Below are 15737 nucleotides of genomic sequence, written 5' to 3'. Positions count from 1 at the left end.
CCCGGGCAGGCAGGCGGCGGCCGGAAAGGGTCATGCGCAGGCCGCTGGCCCCAAGCACTGCGTTGTCACCCCTGGAGAAAGAAGAGTCGTCGGTCAGCGGCCCGCGCCAGCCCCGGCGCGCACCTTGGCGGGTACGTCGGCCGCCGCGTCCAGCGGCGGCAACAGGTAAGGCGACCAGCCGACATCCCGGCTGAGGGGGGTTCCCGGGTGGGTGGCCTGCAGCGCGGCGAACAGGTCCACCGGCTGGCCATTGACCAGGCTGCCTTCGTCCCGGAAGGCGCTGCCCTTCCAGAGCTTGACCAGTTGCCCTGCCGGCACGTGGGCGGGCACCTCCCAGGCGTTGGCCTGGCTGACGATGCGCGAGTTCACCCCCACGCCGATGGAGTAGACAAAGCGCACCGCGTCGGTGCCGGCCTGGGCTGGGACGGTGTAGAGGTTGTTGACCACATGCACCTCGCCCCAGCGCACACGCGGGGCGCGCTGGCCCACGCCGTCCCACCAGTTGTGGTGGAAGGTGACCTTGAGCTTGCCCTCGTCGGTCTTCAGGCTGTCGCTGCCGCCCACCAGGTGGGTCTTGTCGTGGCCCTTGAAGTGGTTCCACGAGACGGTGACGTGGGTCGAGCCCAGGGTGATGTCCAGCAAACCGTCGTGGTGCTGCACCTTGCGGCCCAGCCACACGGGTTCGCGCGCGTCGGGGCGCTGGCCGTCACTGAAGGTGCAGTGGTCGATCCACACCTGGCTGGCGCCGCGCAACGCGAGGTTGTCGTACTCGCTGTTCCACTCGCCTTCGGGGCCGTCCTTCGGGTCCCATTCGGGGAAGAGGTCGTAGGCGTCTTCAAAACGCAGGTGTCGGATCACCACGTTCTCCGCGTTTTGCACCATCAACCCACCATGCTTGAAGCCGGCATCGGCCGTCACGCCGATGAGGGTGGTGTTGCTGGGCACCTTCACCATCACCTGTGCTTCCTGGCGCTGGGCCGAGCGCGCGCGGGCCTCCTCTTGCGGGCCTTCGGGCTTTTTCTTGCCCCAAGTGGCCGGGGCATAGGCCGCAAGGTAGGCCTCCCAGCTGAAGGCCGGGTCGCGGAAATCGGCTTCACCCAGCGGGCGGCCGCTGTCGTCCGTCATGAGATCGATCATGGCGGCCACCTGCACGATCTTGGGCGTGCTGGGGTTGCCCCCAGCCGCCAGCGCACGCAGCAACTCGGCGCGGGTGCGCACCACGGTCACGTGCTCGGGCTTGGCATCGGCTCCGCCCCAGGTGCCGCCTTGGGCGGCGGCCCAGCCATCGTGCTCAGGCAAGGCCTCCCGCAGTTGGGCCAGGCGGGCCGGCAGCAGCGGGGCCGGCGTGGTGGGGTGGACAGCGGTCGCGCCTGCCGGCAGCAGCTGGGCGCAACCGCCCATGATCAGCAGGCTGGAGACCAGGGCGAAGGCAGTCAGGCGGCGGGCCGATGGGCCCAGCCATTGGCGTCGTGGCATGGTGGCCTCCGTTTACTTCAGGCGGGCCAGCATGGCGTTGCCTTCGTCCATCAGGCGGGCGGCGGCTTGCTGGTCGGTGATCTTGCCGTAGGCCACCTGCTCGAACACCTCGCGCATGAATTTCTGCACCCGGGGCGACTCAAACAGCGGTGACGGCAGGCTGATGCGTCCGGCGTCCTTGGCGGCCTTGATCTGCAGGTAGGCCTTCTGCTCCAGCGCATCGATGCGCTTCTCGGCGGCCAGCACGCTGAACTGGCTGTCGGCGGCCGGAATGCCCCGGGTCAGGCCCAGGATGCGGGCGGCCTCCGGGTCGGTCAGCATGAAGTTGATGAACTTGGCGGCCACTTCGGCGTGCTTGGTGCGCTTGCTGGCCACAAACAACAGCGAGGGCCGGCCGAACATGCCGGAGTTCTTGGCGCCAGGCAGGGTGAGGAAGTCACCGATGTCGAGCTTTTGCTCCTTGTTGAGCGTGCTGGCGCGCAGCCGCAGCACCGAGTCCCAGGTGTAGTTGCCGGCCCAGGTGCCGGTCACCCAGTCGGGCTGCTGCTCGGTGGGTTTTTCGGCGCCGCCCAGGCTGGCACGGTACGGCAGTGGCGTGGCCACCTTGCCTTCCACCAGGCGCCGGTAGGTCTGCACCCATTCCAGCAGGGCCTGCGGGCTCATCGCCACCTTGGCCTCGGCCGGGTCCACATAGGGCGTGCCGTACTTCTGGTGGATGTAGGTCTGCGACAGCAGCAGCATGTCGTAGAGCTCACCGTCGATCACATAGGCCTTGTCACCGTTCTTGGCCTGGAAGCTCTTGCCGGCGGCAAAGAGTTCTTCCCAGGTGGTGGGCATCTTCAGGCCGGCGCGCTCCAGCGCGGCGCGGTTCCACACAAACAGGCGCGCGGTGTACGAGGTGGGCAGGCCGTTCAACTTGCCGGCCACCGTGCCCATGCGGACTTCTTCTTCAGAGAACTCCTTGAGCGCCAGGTGTTGCTTGAACTGGCCCAGGTCCAGAAAGCCGTCGCCGCGCTTGGAGTAGGTGGCCAGCCAGGCCCAGTTGATCTGCATGATGTCCGGCTCGGAACCGCCGGCGATCTGCGTGGTCAGGCGTTCCTGGTAGCCGCCAAAGCCCATGTACTCGCCCTTGATCTTCACGCCGGGGTTCTTGGCTTCGAAGGCGGCGATGGCCTTGAGCGTGGTCTCGTGTCGCTCACCGCCGCCCCACCAGGAAAAGCGCAAGGTCACGGGCTCCTGCGCCAGCGCCGGGGCGGCGGCGCTCAGCAGCACGGGGGCGGCCAAGGTGGCGGCCAGGGTGCTGGCCAGGGCAGAGAAGGATCGGCGTTGCATGGTGTGTCTCCGTGGAAGGGGCGGGCTTGCTCTGCGGCGCAGCCTCAAGGGTCAAGAACGGTTGGGGGCGAGACCGGCAGGCCGCACAGGCCCGCCCGCCCTCACAGCAGCAGGTTGCGGCCCTCGCCTTCGGGCTCGAAGGCGTGGCTGTGGCCCATCTGCAGGCCAAAGCGGTGGCGATCGCCGCGCTGCTTGAGGTGCACGCCGCCCAGGCGCTCGGCGCTGGCGCGGCAGGTGAAGGGCACGTCGCCCAGGTCGAAGTGCACATAGACCTCGCTGCCCATGTGCTCGACAAAGCGCAGCGTGCCGTCCACCGTCACCAGGTCGGGCTGACCGGCAAGGCCGGGGGCGTCCAGGTCGGCCACGATGTGCTCCGGTCGCAGACCCAGGCGCAGCGCCCGGTCCCGCCAGGGCGCGAGCTTCTGCGCATGGCCGGCCGGCAGCCGCAGCAAGGTCTCGCTGCCCAGGGCGATGGCGGCGCCGGTGTCGGTGGACACCAGCCGCGCCTCGCGGATGTTCATCTCTGGCGAGCCGATGAAACCCGCCACAAAGGCATTGGCCGGGCGGTCATAGAGCGCGGTGGGCACGTCCACCTGCTGGATGGTGCCTTCCTTGAGCACGCAGATGCGCTCGCCCATGGTCATGGCTTCCACCTGGTCGTGGGTGACGTAGATGGCGGTGGAGGCCCGGCCCTGCTCACGCAGCGTGCGGTGCAGCTCGGTCAGGCGCACCCGCATGTTGGCGCGCAGCTTGGCGTCCAGGTTGGACAGGGGCTCGTCAAACAGGAACACCCCCGGCTTCTTGACGATGGCACGCCCCACTGCCACACGCTGCGCCTGCCCGCCGGAGAGCTGCTTGGGGTAGCGGTCCAGCAGGTGCTCCATCTCCAGCAGCTTGGCGGCGTCACGCACGCGGGCGTCCACCTCGGCCTTGGGGGTGCCGGCCAGCTTCAGGCCAAAGGCCAGGTTGTCGTACACCTTCATGTGCGGGTAGAGGGCGTAGTTCTGGAACACCATGGCGATGCCGCGCTGCTTGGGCGCCAGGTTGTTCACCACCGTGCCACCAATGCGCAGCTCGCCGCCGCTGATGGACTCCAGCCCGGCCACCATGCGCAGCAGCGTGCTCTTGGCGCAGCCCGAGGGGCCGACGAACACCATGAACTCACCTTCGCGGATCTCCAGATCCACCCCGTGCACGGCCTTGAAGCCGTTGCCGTAAACCTTCTCGATGCCTTTGAGGCTGACTTGGGCCATGTCTTGTCTCCTGGGGAATGGGGGTGGGCGCTTCAGCCCTTGATGCCGCTGCTGGAGGCGCCTTCGATGAAGTGGCGCTGGGCGGCGAAGAACACCGCCACCGAGGGCAGCAGGGCCACCACCGAGATGGCCAGCACCGAGGCCCACTCGACCTCTTCGGTGGCGCCGATGCTCATCTTCAAGGCCAGCGACACGGGGTACTTCTCCACGGTGGAGAGGTAGATCAGCGGGCCCATGAAGTCATTCATCGTCCAGATGAACTGGAAGACGATGACGCTGATGATGGCCGGCTTGAGCAGCGGCACGATGATGTGCCAGAGCAGTTGCAGCGCGTTGCAGCCGTCGATCTGCGCGGCCTCTTCCATGTCACGCGGGATGCCGCGCAGGAACTGCACCAGCATGAACACGAAGAAGGTGTCCGTGGCGAAGGCCGAGGGCACGATCATCGGCAGGTAGGTGTCCAGCCAGCCGAACTCCTTGAACATCAGGTACTGCGGCAGGCGCAGGATGATGAGCGGCAGCATCATGGTGCCCACCATCACCGAGAACAGGAACTTCTTGCCCCAGAACTCAAAGCGCGCGAAGGCGTAGGCCACCAGCACACACGAGATCACCGTGACGATGATGCGCGGGATGGTGATCAGAAACGAGTTCAGGAAGTAGGTCGCAAAGGTGTACTCGGTGCTGGTCTTCCAGCCCTTCACATAGGCGCCGAAGTCCAGGTGCGAGGGGATGAAGCCGATCTCGGTGAAGATCTCGGCGTTGCTCTTGAACGAGGCCCCGATGAGCCAGATCATCGGGTAGAGCATCACCAGCCCCACCAGGCCCAGCACGGCGTAACGCATCACGGTGGCGATGCGCTCGCGGCGCTGGGTCAGCAGGGCTTCGCGGTCGGAGGCCACGCGGTCAGTGGCGCTGGCCGGGGTCAAGGTGGTGGTGGTCATGGCGGAGGTCTGCTTCAGCGTGTTCACTTGCGGTCCTTCTCGCCGGCGTAGAAGACCCAGTACTTGGAGCTGAGGAACGAGAGCGCACTCAGGCCGCCGACGATGGCAAACAGCACCCAGGACAGCGCCGCGCCGTAGCCGATGTTGAACAGCTTGAAGCTCTGCTCGTAGATGTAGAGCGAGAGCAGGTAGGTGGAATGCAGCGGGCCGCCCTCGGTGATCATGTAGGGGCCGTTGAACTCCTGGAAGGCGTGCACCATCTGCATGATCAGGTTGAAGAAGATCACGGGCGTGATGAGCGGCACGGTGATGCGGAAGAACTGCTGCGTCTTGCTGGCGCCGTCGATCTCGGCGGCCTCGTACAGCGAGGTCGGCACGTTCTGCAGCGCCGCCAAAAAGATCACCATGGCCGAGCCGAACTGCCAGGTGAACAGCAGGATCACCGTCCAGATCGAGTAGTGCTCATCCGCCAGCCAGGAGATGGGCTCCAGGCCGACCTTCATCAGCACGATGTTCACCAGGCCTTGCTGGGCGAAGAGGAAACGCCACAGCACGGCCGCCGCAATCGAGCCACCCAGGATGGACGGCAGGTAGAACGCCGAGCGGAAGAAGTTGATGCCGCGCAGCTTGAAATTCAGCACATGGGCGATGAACAGCGCAAAGCCCACACGCAGCGGCACGGCCATGGCCACGAAGAACAGCGTGACGCCCAGGGATTTACCGAACAGCGGGTCCTGGGTGAGCATGTGCTCGTAGTTCCCGGCGCCAATCCACACCGGCGGGCTCATCACGTCGTATTCGGTGAAGCTCAGCGCAAAGCTCATCACGAAGGGGAAGAGCTTGAACATCAGCACGCCGAGCACGAAGGGCAGCACGAACAGGAAGCCCAGTCGTTTGTTCTCGTACATGGTTGGTCTCCTGGCGGCCGCTCGCCCGAGCAGGCGGGGCCGCGCGTTCTGTTAAGGGGTGCAGGCACCACGGGTGCCGCCCCCGGCGGGGGCGCAGGTCAGCGCGCCAGCCAGCCGCCATCCACGGCCAGGGTGTAGCCGTTGACATAGTCCGCGGCGCTGGAGGCCAAGAACACCACCGGTCCGGCCAGGTCGTCCGGCGTACCCCAGCGGCCGGCGGGGATGCGCTCCAGGATGGCCTGGTTGCGCGCCTCATCCGCCCGCAGCTGCGCGGTGTTGTTGGTGGCCATGTAGCCCGGGGCGATGGCGTTGACGTTGATGCGGTGCGCCGCCCACTCGTTGGCCATGAGGCGGGTGATGCCCATGACCCCACTCTTGGAGGCGGTGTAGGACGGCACGCGGATGCCGCCTTGGTAGGACAGCATGGAGGCGATGTTGATGATCTTGCCGCCCGAGCCCTGGGCGATGAACTGGCGCGCCGCGGCCTGGGACATGAAGAACACCGTCTTCACGTTCAGGTTCATGACGTCGTCCCAGTCCTTCTCGCTGAACTTGAGCGCGTCTTCGCGGCGGATGATGCCGGCGTTGTTCACCAGGATGTCCACCCGGCCCAGGGCGGCCACGGCTTGGGCCATGACGTCGGCGATGGCCGAGGTGTGCGACAGGTTGGCGCGCAGGTCGATGAAGCGCCGGCCGGTCTCTCGGATGCAGGCAATGGTGTCTTTGGGCTCGACCAGGTTCACGCCCACGATGTCGGCGCCGGCGCGGGCCAGCGCCAGGGCCATGCCCTGGCCCAGGCCGGTGTCACAGCCGGTGACCAGGGCGACCTTGCCGGTCAGGTCGAAGGCGGCGGAAAAGGAAGGGGATGCGCTCATGGTGACGACTCGCTTGGCCGCCGTGGCGGCCGATGATGGCGGGGAGAGGGCGGAGAGAGGGCGAACGCCTCCCCTCGCAGTGGCGGCAGGCCACCGGCGATGGTCGGAAGCAAAGGGTTCAGGTCGGCCCGTCAGGGGCCTGCAGCCGTCCGGGGTACTGGGCGCCGGACGGTGGCGGCGCCGCGGTCAGCGCAGCTCGGTCATCTTGATGTGGTCCATGTCCGGGAAGACCTGGTTCTCACCCACCATGCCCCAGATGAAGGTGTAGGCCTGCGTGCCCACGCCGGAGTGGATGGACCAGCTCGGGCTGATGACGGCCTGCTCATTGCGCACCACGATGTGGCGCGTCTCCTGCGGCTGGCCCAGCATGTGGAACACGACCGCGTCCGACTTCATGTTGAAGTAGAAGTACACCTCCATGCGCCGCTCGTGCGTGTGGCAAGGCATGGTGTTCCAGAGGCTGCCTTCTTCCAGCTTGGTCATGCCCATCAGCAGCTGGCAGGTGGGCAGCACGTTGGGCACGATGTACTTGTAGATCGTGCGGCGGTTGCTGGTCTTGGGATCGCCCAGGGTCTCGGGCGAGGCCTGCTCCAGGGTGATCTTGCGCGTCGGGTAGGTGGTGTGGGCCGGGGCGCTGTTGAAGTAGAGCTTGGCCGGATCGGCGGGGTTCACGCTTTCGAAGGCCACGTCGCGTGCGCCTGCGCCGATGTAGAGCGCTTCCTCGCGCAGCACGTCGTAGCGCGTGCCATCCACCGTCACCACGGCATCGCCGCCGATGTTGATCAGGCCGATTTCGCGCCGAGCCAGGAAAAACTCGGTGCCGGTGTGCTTGCCCAGTTCGGGCGAGAACAGCACCGGCGCCTCGGTGGGCTGGATGCCGCCCACGATGATGCGGTCGATGTGGCTGTAGGTCAGCGTCATGGCGCCGGGCTGGAACACCGCGTCCACCAGGAACTGCTGGCGCAGGCCGGTGGTGTCCAGGGTCTTGGCGTGGTCGCTGTGGATGGCTTGGCGGATGTCCAAGGGGGTCTCCTTCGGTGACGGGGAAGGGGCAAAGAAGCCGCTTCCAGATGAGGCGGAAGTCTGCAGCGCGTGGGCGTTGGTGCACTCGGCTGATGACTCGGTGTTTTCCAGAAACAGTGTCGTTTTGTGTTTGAACCGCTGTTTCATTTCATTCTGTGGTTCCTATAATGCCAGCCATGTCAGCAGATTGCAAGATTTTTGGAACGTCGTTTTGACGTCTACCTGAAGTGTTGAGCCCTGCTGGAGGAGACCCCATGAACCATCCCCCTCCCCTTGCCGACCGGACCGCCTGTGACGCGTTCTTCCTCGATGCCCAGCACCCCTGGGTGGAGGTGGCCCCGGGCATAGAGCGCAAGATCCTGGGCCACACACCCGAACTGCTGGGCGCCGTGGTGCGCTTTGCCCAAGGCGCCGGCGTGGGCAGTGCCCATGCGCATGCGCTGCACGATCAGGTGGTGTACGTGCTGAGTGGCGCCTTTGATGTGCTGGTGGGCGACACGCGGCGCGTGCTGCGCGCCGGCGACGCCTTCATCGCGCCCAAGACCGTGCTACACGAGGCCGTGGCGCTGGAGCCCCACAGCCAGCTGATTGACATGTTCTCGCCGCGTCGGGACGACTTCTTCGCCTGACGCGCGCCCGGCAAGCCGGGCTTGATTGCCTGTCGGGCGCGACCTTTGCGCGCGCCCGGCCCTGGCGGCAGGCCGTGCCCTTCTGGCCGACCTGCGCTTCTGACCATCACCCACCCCGCCCACCTGCTGAGGGCGTGCGTGTCCGGCCCCCCTGCTGGGGGCTGGCGTGATGGCGGTGCCTGCGGTCTGACACCGCAGCTTCTCATCGCCCCCGTTCACCTGCCCCGACGAGGCCCATGGGTGCCGCCTCGGGGCGGCGATCGCCCGGGCCATACCCACGGAACCGCTGCCCCACGCCGCGTGTATGCGCTTGGCGGCCAGCGCTCCGACCCTCGTTTTGACTTGGACTTTTGGAGACAGACCATGACCGCCCCCCGCCATAGCGCCCGCATTGCCCTGCTCGCACTGCCCTTGGCCCTGACCGCCGCCCTGCCCGCCCAGGCCCAGACCACCAGCGGCGGCCGCAGCCTCTCTCTGTATGGGCGGGTCGACCTGGCCATGGGCCGCTACGCCAAGGACGTCAAGACCTCCGAGGACACGATGTCTGAACAGCGTGACAGCTCCACCGCCCGCCTGGGCTTTCGCGCCACCGAGACGGTCAACGAGAGCCTGACGGCCTTTGCGCACCTGGAACACCGCTTCAAGGCCGACACCGGCGCCCAGGACGGCACGCTGATGTGGAAGGACAAGGCCTTTGTCGGCCTGGCCCACACCACCTACGGCGAGATCCGCCTGGGCCACCAGAGCTCGCCGCTGGACATGCGTGGCGTGAACGGCCGCTTTGAAGCCTTTGGCGGTGACAGCCTGGCGTCTAACGGCAGCCGCGGCGCCAAGTTCGTCGCCAAGTGGGACAACGCCACTTACTACCAGTCCGCCACCTTCAATGGCCTGGCCTTTGGCCTGGCCTATGCGCCCAAGGAGACCGCCCTCAGCAAGAACCTGAGCGGCGTGCAACTGGATTACCAGAGCGGCCCGCTGGTGCTGTCCATCGGCCAGCAGACCGATGCCAGCGCCACGGACGACTGGAAATCGCTGGCCCTGGCGGGCTCCTATGACTTCAAGGTGGCCAAGGTGATGGCCATTTGGGCCAAGTCCAGCGACGTGGGCACCAACAACCTGGGCGAGCAGAAGGTGCTGACCCTGGGCGTGCAGGTGCCCGCCGGTCCGGGACAGATCCGCGCCTCGCACCAGCGGCGTCAAGACAATGACGCCCTGGGCGGCGCCAAGGAGGCGCGTCTGGGCCTGGGCTACCAGTACCTGTTGACCAAGAGCAGCAGCGTCAACCTGTCCTTGGTGCGCCACAACTACCAGAAGGCAAGCACCGACAACACCGTGCCGATGCAATATGAGGTGGCGCTGCGTCACAACTTCTGATGCCCCTGCCGTGGCCGGTCTGTCAGGCGGGCCACGGACGCCTGGCGCGGGATGGCGCCAGGCGGGTGGGCATCAGCGGGGCATCAAGGCGCCACGGTGCTGGATGACCTGCGCCGCCAGCGCGTTGCCAGCCGCCGCGGCCTGTGCGGGCGTGGCGCCCGCCAGCCGCGCGGCCAGGTAGGCGCCGCCAAAGGAGTCGCCCGCGGCGGTGGTGTCCACCACCTGCGCCACAGGCACCGTGGGCACCGCCACCCAAGCCTGGCCCGCGGTGCGCACCAGGGTGGGCGCCGGCCCCCGCTTGACCACCACCTCCGGGGTGGGCAGGCGGGCGGCCACCTCCAGTGCCTCGGCCTCGCCCAGTCCGCGCAGGGCCTGCTCGTCGTCCAGCGTCAGCAGCGCGGTGCTGCACAAGGCGTAGGTGCGCCCGTACCAGTGCAGGGCGGTGGCCGCGTCGGGCCACAGGCGTGGACGGTAGTTGTTGTCAAACACGACCTGGGCGCCGCGCGCCCGCAGGCGCTGGGCCAGCTGCAGCAGCCGCTCGCGGCCCGCCGGAGGCAGGATGGCCAGGCTGATGCCACTGAAGTACAGCACGTCCAGCGTGGCGGCAGCCGCTTCCAGCGGGGTGGATTCAGATTCGAAATAGGCCCGCGCCGCGCTCTGCTCGCGCCAGTAGAAGAACGTGCGTTCGCCGCGTGCGTCGACCTGAATCTGGTAAAGGCCCGGCATGCGGCCCGGCAGGCGGCGCACCAGCTCCAGCGCCAAGCCCTCCTCGGCCCAGCGGCTCAGCAGCCCGTCGCTCAGCGCATCGGTGCCCAGCCCGGTGGCGTAACTCACCTTCACGCCCTGCCCGGCGCCGGCCCGAGCCAGGTACACGGCACTGTTGAGGGTGTCGCCGCCAAAGGACTGGCGCATGGCCCCGAAGGCCTCGCCCTGCAGCTCCAGCATGCATTCGCCCAGCAGTGCCACGTGGCAGGTGGTGTGACTCATGGAAACTCCTAGAAAGAATGAAACGTTGTTTTGCTATTCTAAGAACTTAAATCCATGAATGCTTGCTCCACAACCCGAATCGGCTGCCCGTCTTCTGGGTTGGTCCTGTAGTCATACAACCTTCGGGCCATCGGGGGGCCTTCGGCAACACGACGCGCGGTACCTAGGGTTTCCCGAGGTGACGTTCCGGGCATAAGTCGCAATCATCTCGTCCGTCGTCGGACAACTACGTAATCACCACAATGAACGCCATCACCGACCCTCTGTGCCCTGTAGCGCCTCGCTTTGCGCGCCTGTTGCTGACCGGCGCGGCAGGCGGCCTGGGCCAGGTGCTGCGCCAACGGCTCAAGCCCTATTGCCAGACGCTGCGCCTGTCCGACATCGCGCCCATGGCCGCGGCCGGCGCGGGCGAGGAAGTGGTGCAAGCTGACCTGGCCGACGCCGCTGCGGTCACCGCCCTGCTCGAAGGGGTGGACGCCGTGGTGCACTTTGGGGGCATCTCCATCGAGACGCCCTGGGATCCCATCCTGCAGGCCAACATCGTGGGTGCCAAGAACCTCTATGAGGCGGCGCGGATCCATGGCGCGCGCCGCATCGTCTTCGCCAGCTCCAACCATGTCGTGGGCATGTATGGCCAGCACGAGGTGCTGGATGTGAAGGCCACGCCGCGTCCAGATGGCTTCTACGGCCTGAGCAAGGCCTTTGGCGAGAACCTCTCCCGGCTCTACTTTGACCGCCACGGCATCGAGACGGCCTGCCTGCGCATCGGCAGTTGCACGCCGGAGCCGACCGACCGGCGCATGCTCTCCACCTGGCTCAGCCACGATGACCTGGAACGCCTGGTGATGGCCTGCCTGCGTGCGCCGGTACTGGGGCACACGATCGTGTACGGCTGCTCGGACAACGCCAGCACCTGGTGGGACAACCGCGGGGCCAGCCATGTCGGCTACCGCCCTCAGGACAGCTCGGAGCCCTGGCGTGCCGCCATCGAGGCGCGCCAACCGCACATCGACCTGAGCGATCCGACGCAGCGGCTGCAGGGCGGCCGTTTCGTCACCATCCCGCCGCAGGCCTGAGCGCGGCCCCAGGGAGTCTTTGTCCATGGAACTGCTGCTCGACACCCATCGTGATGCCGTGGGCGAAAGCCCGCTGTGGCACCCCGGCGAGAACGCGCTGTACTGGGTGGACATTGAAGGCCAAGCCCTGAACCGCTGGAGCGAGGCGGACGGCCACCGGCGCTGGAGCGTGGGCGAGTGCATCGGCTGCATCGCCCTGCATGCGCAGGGGGGGTTGGTGGCCGCGCTGGAGCGCGAGGTGGTGCAGCTGCAGCCGCTGGCCTCTGGCGAGCTGCACCGTCGCACGCTGGCCCAGGTGGACCATGCCGCGCCGGGCATGCGCTTCAACGACGGCCGCACCGACCGCCAGGGCCGCTTCTGGGCCGGCACCATGGTGCGGGGCATGCAGCTCAACCTGGCGGCGGGGGCCCTCTACCGACTGGACGGTGACGGCCTGTCGGCCCCGCAGCGCCAGGGCCTGTACGTGCCCAACGGCCTGGCCTTCAGTCCCGCGGGCGACCTTGCCTACTTCAGCGACAGCCACCCGCTGTCGCAGCAAATTTGGCGCGCGCCGCTGCACGAGGACGGCACCTTGGGGCCGGCCCAGGTCTTCGTGGACATGCGCACGCTACCGGGCCGCCCGGACGGCGCCGCCGTGGACGCCGAGGGCTGCTACTGGATCTGCGCCAACGACGCCGGGCAGGTGCACCGCTTCACGCCCGATGGCCAGCTGGACCGCTCCCTTTCTGTGCCCGTGGCCAAGCCCTCGATGTGCTGCTTTGGCGGCCCGCAGGGGGACTTGCTGTTCATCACGTCCATCCGGCCGGCGCAGCCAACCGCAGAGCAGGGGGCGCTGCCGGGCGCCGTCTTTGTCACCCGCCCGGGGGTGTGCGGCTTGGCCGAAAGGCCGTTCGCGCCCGCCGGAGCTGCCCTGTCCCCTGCCCCCGTCCTGTCGATCTGAGTCCCCTGAGCTGCCACCGCCGAAGTGGCGGCCGCCTTTCTCCCACCCTCACTGGAACGAGATCCCACCATGACTGCACGCCGTTCTCTGCTGGCCACCGTGGCCACCCTGGGCTTTGCCGCCTCCCTCTCCGCCCCCTTCCAGGCCTCGGCCAACGAGCTGACCCTGAAGGCGGCTGACGTGCATCCGGCCGGCTACCCCAATGTGGTCGCCGTGGAAAGCCTGGGCAAGAAGCTGGAGGCCGCCACCAGCGGCCGCATCAAGCTGCGCATGTACCCGGGTGGTGTCCTGGGCGGCGAGAAGGAGATGATCGAGCAGACCCAGGTCGGGGCCATCAACATCCTGCGCACCTCGCTGGGGCCGGTGGGCACGGTGGTGCCCGAGGTCAACGTCTTCAACCTGCCCTTCGTGTTTCGCGACGTGGCGCACATGCGCGCCGTCATCGACGGCCCCATCGGCGATGAGCTGCTGGCCAAGATCAGCGCTTCGCCCGCCAAGCTGGTGGCCATTGGCTGGATGGACGGCGGCGCACGCAGCCTCTACACCAAGAAGCCGGTGCGCAAGCCTGAAGACCTGAAGGGCCAGAAGATCCGCATGATGGGCAACCCGCTGTTCGTGGACACCATGAACGCCATGGGCGGCAACGGGATCAGCATGGGCTACGGCGAAGTCTTCACCGCCCTGCAGACCGGCGTGGTCGACGGGGCCGAGAACAACCCGCCGAGCTTCTTCACCAGCAACCATTTCTCGACTGGCGCCAAGTACTACACCCAGACCAACCACCTGGTGATTCCCGAGTTGCTGGTGGTCTCCAAGGCCACCTGGGACAAGCTCACTCCGGCCGACCAAGGCTTGCTGAAGAAGCTGGGCCGGGAAGCGCAAATGGAGCAGCGCAAGCTGTGGGACCAGAGCGTGGCGGACTACACGACCAAGCTCAAGGGCGCCGGCGTCGAGTTCATCCAGATCGACAACAAGGCCTTCTACGACGCCACCGCCAGCGTGCGCGCCAAGTACGGCGCCCAACACGCTGAGCTGATCAAGCGCATCGAAGCCACGAAGTGAGCGGCAAGGCCGGAGGCACCCACATCATGGAACCGCTCTTTGTGCGCTGGATGGACCGGCTGTACCTGGCCGCCATCTGGATCGCGGGGAGCGCCATCACGCTGATGGCGCTCATCATCCCCTGGGGGGTGTTCTCGCGTTACGTCATGGGCACGGGCTCGCAATGGCCTGAGCCCATCGCCATCCTGCTGATGATGCAGTTCACCTTCATCGGGGCGGCTTGTGCCTACCGCGCGGGCGGGCACATCGCGGTGAACATGCTCACCGAACAACTGCCCCAGGCCGTGCAAGCGCTGCTGGTGTGGGTGGTGGACGGGCTGATGCTGCTGATCTGCGCCTTCGTCACCTGGTACGGCACCAAGTTGTGCCTGGAGACCTGGAACCAGGGGGTGAGTGAGCTGCCCTGGCTGCCGGTGGGGGCCACCTATGCAGCGTTGCCCATCGGCTCAGCCGTCACCCTGCTGTTCGTGCTGGAGAAGTGCCTCTACGGTGCCCAGAACACCCGCGCGATCGTGCGCTATGAAGAAGGGCTGGACGACCACGCACCGGCCCCGCAGGAGACCTGACATGGATGCGCTTGTCTTGCTCGGCTCGTTTTTCGCGCTGATGATGATCGGCGTGCCGATCGCCTATTCGCTGGGCCTCTCGGCCCTGGTCGGCGCCCTGTGGATCGACCTGCCGCTGGACGCGGTGATGATCCAGATCGCCTCGGGCGTGAACAAGTTCTCGCTGCTGGCCATTCCCTTCTTCGTGCTGGCCGGCGCCTTGATGGCCGAAGGCGGCATGGCGCGGCGTCTGGTGGCGTTTGCTGGCGTGCTGGTGGGGTTCATCCGGGGCGGCCTGAGCCTGGTGAACATCATGGCCAGCACCTTTTTTGGCGCCATCTCCGGCTCCTCGGTGGCGGATACCGCCTCCATCGGCTCGGTGCTGATTCCCGAGATGGAAAAGAAGGGCTACCCGCGCCCCTTCGCCACGGCGGTGACGGTGAGCGGCTCGGTGCAGGCCATCCTGATCCCGCCCAGCCACAACGCGGTGCTGTACTCGCTGGCGGCGGGCGGTTCGGTGTCGATTGCCGCGCTGTTCATGGCCGGTGTGCTGCCGGGGCTGCTCATGGGGCTGACGCTGGCGGTGCTGTGCCTCATCACCGCCCGGCGCGAGGGTTACCCCAAGGGGGAGGTGATCCCGCTCAGGCAGGCGCTCAAGATCGCCGGTGAAGCCCTCTGGGGGCTGATGACCATGGTCATCATCCTGGGCGGCATCCTCACGGGGGTGTTCACGGCCAACGAATCGGCGGCCATCGCGGTGGTGTGGGCCTTCTTCGTCACCATGTTCATCTACCGGGACTACAAGTGGCGTGACCTGCCCAAGCTGGTGCACCGCACGGTGAAGACCGTCACCGTGGTGATGATCCTGATCGGCTTTGCGGCGGCCTTTGGCTACCTCATGACGGTGATGATGATCCCGATGCAGGTGACGGAATTCCTCACCAGCCTGTCGGACAACAAGTACGTCATCCTGGCCCTCATCAACGTGCTGCTGCTGTTGCTGGGCTGTCTGATGGACATGTCCCCGCTGATCCTCATCCTCACGCCCATCCTGCTGCCGGTGGTGAAGATGCTGGGGGTGGACCCGGTGCACTTCGGCATGATCATGATGGTCAACCTCGGCATCGGTCTGATCACGCCGCCGGTGGGCACCGTGCTGTTCGTCGGTTCGGCCGTGGCCAAACTCTCACTGGGGGTGGTGACGCGGGCCATGATGCCCTTCTTCGTTGCCCTGTTCATCGTGCTGCTGATGGTGACCTACATCCCGTGGCTGTCGCTGTGGCTGCCGCGCACGCTGGGTCTGTAAGCCCACC

15 protein-coding genes are annotated in these 15737 nt (G+C 66.8%); 7 read left to right on the top strand and 8 right to left on the bottom strand.

Annotation, left to right across the window (positions count from 1 at the left end):
* Positions 1 to 93: 93 nt before the first annotated feature.
* The 7 genes from G3A44_RS03660 to kduI form a co-directional block, all read right to left on the bottom strand.
* The gene (locus tag G3A44_RS03660; protein ID WP_203561285.1) at positions 94 to 1476 is read right to left on the bottom strand and encodes a pectate lyase family protein; all 1383 of its coding nucleotides are present in this window, start codon (positions 1474 to 1476) and stop codon (positions 94 to 96) included.
* A 12-nt stretch (positions 1477 to 1488) separates the two neighbouring features.
* On the bottom strand, positions 1489 to 2808 hold the full coding sequence (locus G3A44_RS03655) for an ABC transporter substrate-binding protein (protein WP_163456147.1): 1320 nt from the start codon (positions 2806 to 2808) through the stop codon (positions 1489 to 1491).
* A gap of 101 nt (positions 2809 to 2909) precedes the next feature.
* Positions 2910 to 4061 carry an ABC transporter ATP-binding protein gene (locus G3A44_RS03650; protein WP_163456146.1) on the bottom strand — a complete coding sequence of 384 codons (1152 nt, stop codon included), beginning with the start codon at positions 4059 to 4061 and terminating at the stop codon, positions 2910 to 2912.
* Between the two features lie 32 nt (positions 4062 to 4093).
* Complete coding sequence (locus tag G3A44_RS03645) at positions 4094 to 5032, bottom strand: carbohydrate ABC transporter permease (RefSeq protein WP_203561284.1); 939 nt, start codon at positions 5030 to 5032, stop codon at positions 4094 to 4096.
* The gene (locus tag G3A44_RS03640; RefSeq protein WP_163456145.1) at positions 5029 to 5913 is read right to left on the bottom strand and encodes a carbohydrate ABC transporter permease; all 885 of its coding nucleotides are present in this window, start codon (positions 5911 to 5913) and stop codon (positions 5029 to 5031) included. Before G3A44_RS03640 ends, G3A44_RS03645 begins: the two co-directional genes overlap by 4 nt.
* 98 nt (positions 5914 to 6011) lie before the next feature.
* Positions 6012 to 6788, bottom strand: a complete 777-nt coding sequence (gene kduD, locus G3A44_RS03635) for a 2-dehydro-3-deoxy-D-gluconate 5-dehydrogenase KduD (RefSeq protein ID WP_163456144.1) — start codon at positions 6786 to 6788, stop codon at positions 6012 to 6014.
* Between the two features lie 186 nt (positions 6789 to 6974).
* Positions 6975 to 7811 carry a 5-dehydro-4-deoxy-D-glucuronate isomerase gene (kduI, locus tag G3A44_RS03630; protein ID WP_163456143.1) on the bottom strand — a complete coding sequence of 279 codons (837 nt, stop codon included), beginning with the start codon at positions 7809 to 7811 and terminating at the stop codon, positions 6975 to 6977.
* 254 nt (positions 7812 to 8065) lie between these two features.
* On the opposite strand from kduI, the gene G3A44_RS03625 reads away from it, so the two are divergent.
* Both G3A44_RS03625 and G3A44_RS03620 read left to right on the top strand, forming a co-directional pair.
* Positions 8066 to 8440: a cupin domain-containing protein gene (locus tag G3A44_RS03625; protein ID WP_163456142.1), complete on the top strand. Its 375-nt coding sequence runs from the start codon at positions 8066 to 8068 to the stop codon at positions 8438 to 8440.
* A 363-nt stretch (positions 8441 to 8803) separates the two neighbouring features.
* Entirely contained in the window at positions 8804 to 9814 is a 1011-nt protein-coding gene (locus G3A44_RS03620; RefSeq protein WP_163456141.1) for a porin, read from the top strand.
* 72 nt (positions 9815 to 9886) lie between these two features.
* On the opposite strand, the gene G3A44_RS03615 is transcribed toward G3A44_RS03620, so the two are convergent.
* Positions 9887 to 10801, bottom strand: a complete 915-nt coding sequence (locus tag G3A44_RS03615; RefSeq protein WP_163456140.1) for a sugar kinase — start codon at positions 10799 to 10801, stop codon at positions 9887 to 9889.
* A gap of 242 nt (positions 10802 to 11043) precedes the next feature.
* Here G3A44_RS03615 and G3A44_RS03610 point away from each other — a divergent pair, with 242 nt between their 5' ends.
* From G3A44_RS03610 to G3A44_RS03590, 5 genes are all read left to right on the top strand, one after another.
* Positions 11044 to 11877, top strand: a complete 834-nt coding sequence (locus G3A44_RS03610; RefSeq protein ID WP_163456139.1) for an NAD-dependent epimerase/dehydratase family protein — start codon at positions 11044 to 11046, stop codon at positions 11875 to 11877.
* A 25-nt stretch (positions 11878 to 11902) separates the two neighbouring features.
* Positions 11903 to 12817 carry an SMP-30/gluconolactonase/LRE family protein gene (locus G3A44_RS03605; protein WP_203561283.1) on the top strand — a complete coding sequence of 305 codons (915 nt, stop codon included), beginning with the start codon at positions 11903 to 11905 and terminating at the stop codon, positions 12815 to 12817.
* Between the two features lie 69 nt (positions 12818 to 12886).
* Positions 12887 to 13879, top strand: a complete 993-nt coding sequence (locus G3A44_RS03600) for a TRAP transporter substrate-binding protein (RefSeq protein WP_163456137.1) — start codon at positions 12887 to 12889, stop codon at positions 13877 to 13879.
* A gap of 26 nt (positions 13880 to 13905) precedes the next feature.
* A complete protein-coding gene (locus tag G3A44_RS03595) occupies positions 13906 to 14445 on the top strand; it encodes a TRAP transporter small permease (RefSeq protein ID WP_163456136.1) in 540 nt (179 codons plus the stop codon).
* A 1-nt stretch (position 14446) separates the two neighbouring features.
* Positions 14447 to 15730: a TRAP transporter large permease gene (locus G3A44_RS03590; RefSeq protein WP_163456135.1), complete on the top strand. Its 1284-nt coding sequence runs from the start codon at positions 14447 to 14449 to the stop codon at positions 15728 to 15730.
* Positions 15731 to 15737: the final 7 nt, after the last annotated feature.

The organism is Ideonella livida (assembly GCF_010499455.1).
Taxonomy (GTDB): Bacteria; Pseudomonadota; Gammaproteobacteria; order Burkholderiales; family Burkholderiaceae_C; genus Ideonella; species Ideonella livida.
The sequence above is the reverse complement of the archived record's forward strand: the minus strand, read 5'-3'. Positions and strand labels throughout refer to the sequence as shown.

Bases quoted from the DNA above. Each gene is read 5' to 3' on its own strand.
- G3A44_RS03655 (WP_163456147.1), bottom strand. From the start codon at position 2,808: ATGCAACGCCGATCCTTCTCTGCCCTGGCCAGCACCCTGGCCGCCACC.
- kduD (WP_163456144.1), bottom strand. From the start codon at position 6,788: ATGAGCGCATCCCCTTCCTTTTCCGCCGCCTTCGACCTGACCGGCAAG.
- G3A44_RS03660 (WP_203561285.1), bottom strand. From the start codon at position 1,476: ATGCCACGACGCCAATGGCTGGGCCCATCGGCCCGCCGCCTGACTGCC.
- G3A44_RS03625 (WP_163456142.1), top strand. From the start codon at position 8,066: ATGAACCATCCCCCTCCCCTTGCCGACCGGACCGCCTGTGACGCGTTC.
- G3A44_RS03610 (WP_163456139.1), top strand. From the start codon at position 11,044: ATGAACGCCATCACCGACCCTCTGTGCCCTGTAGCGCCTCGCTTTGCG.
- G3A44_RS03640 (WP_163456145.1), bottom strand. From the start codon at position 5,913: ATGTACGAGAACAAACGACTGGGCTTCCTGTTCGTGCTGCCCTTCGTG.
- G3A44_RS03605 (WP_203561283.1), top strand. From the start codon at position 11,903: ATGGAACTGCTGCTCGACACCCATCGTGATGCCGTGGGCGAAAGCCCG.
- G3A44_RS03590 (WP_163456135.1), top strand. From the start codon at position 14,447: ATGGATGCGCTTGTCTTGCTCGGCTCGTTTTTCGCGCTGATGATGATC.
- G3A44_RS03650 (WP_163456146.1), bottom strand. From the start codon at position 4,061: ATGGCCCAAGTCAGCCTCAAAGGCATCGAGAAGGTTTACGGCAACGGC.
- G3A44_RS03615 (WP_163456140.1), bottom strand. From the start codon at position 10,801: ATGAGTCACACCACCTGCCACGTGGCACTGCTGGGCGAATGCATGCTG.
- G3A44_RS03595 (WP_163456136.1), top strand. From the start codon at position 13,906: ATGGAACCGCTCTTTGTGCGCTGGATGGACCGGCTGTACCTGGCCGCC.
- G3A44_RS03600 (WP_163456137.1), top strand. From the start codon at position 12,887: ATGACTGCACGCCGTTCTCTGCTGGCCACCGTGGCCACCCTGGGCTTT.
- G3A44_RS03620 (WP_163456141.1), top strand. From the start codon at position 8,804: ATGACCGCCCCCCGCCATAGCGCCCGCATTGCCCTGCTCGCACTGCCC.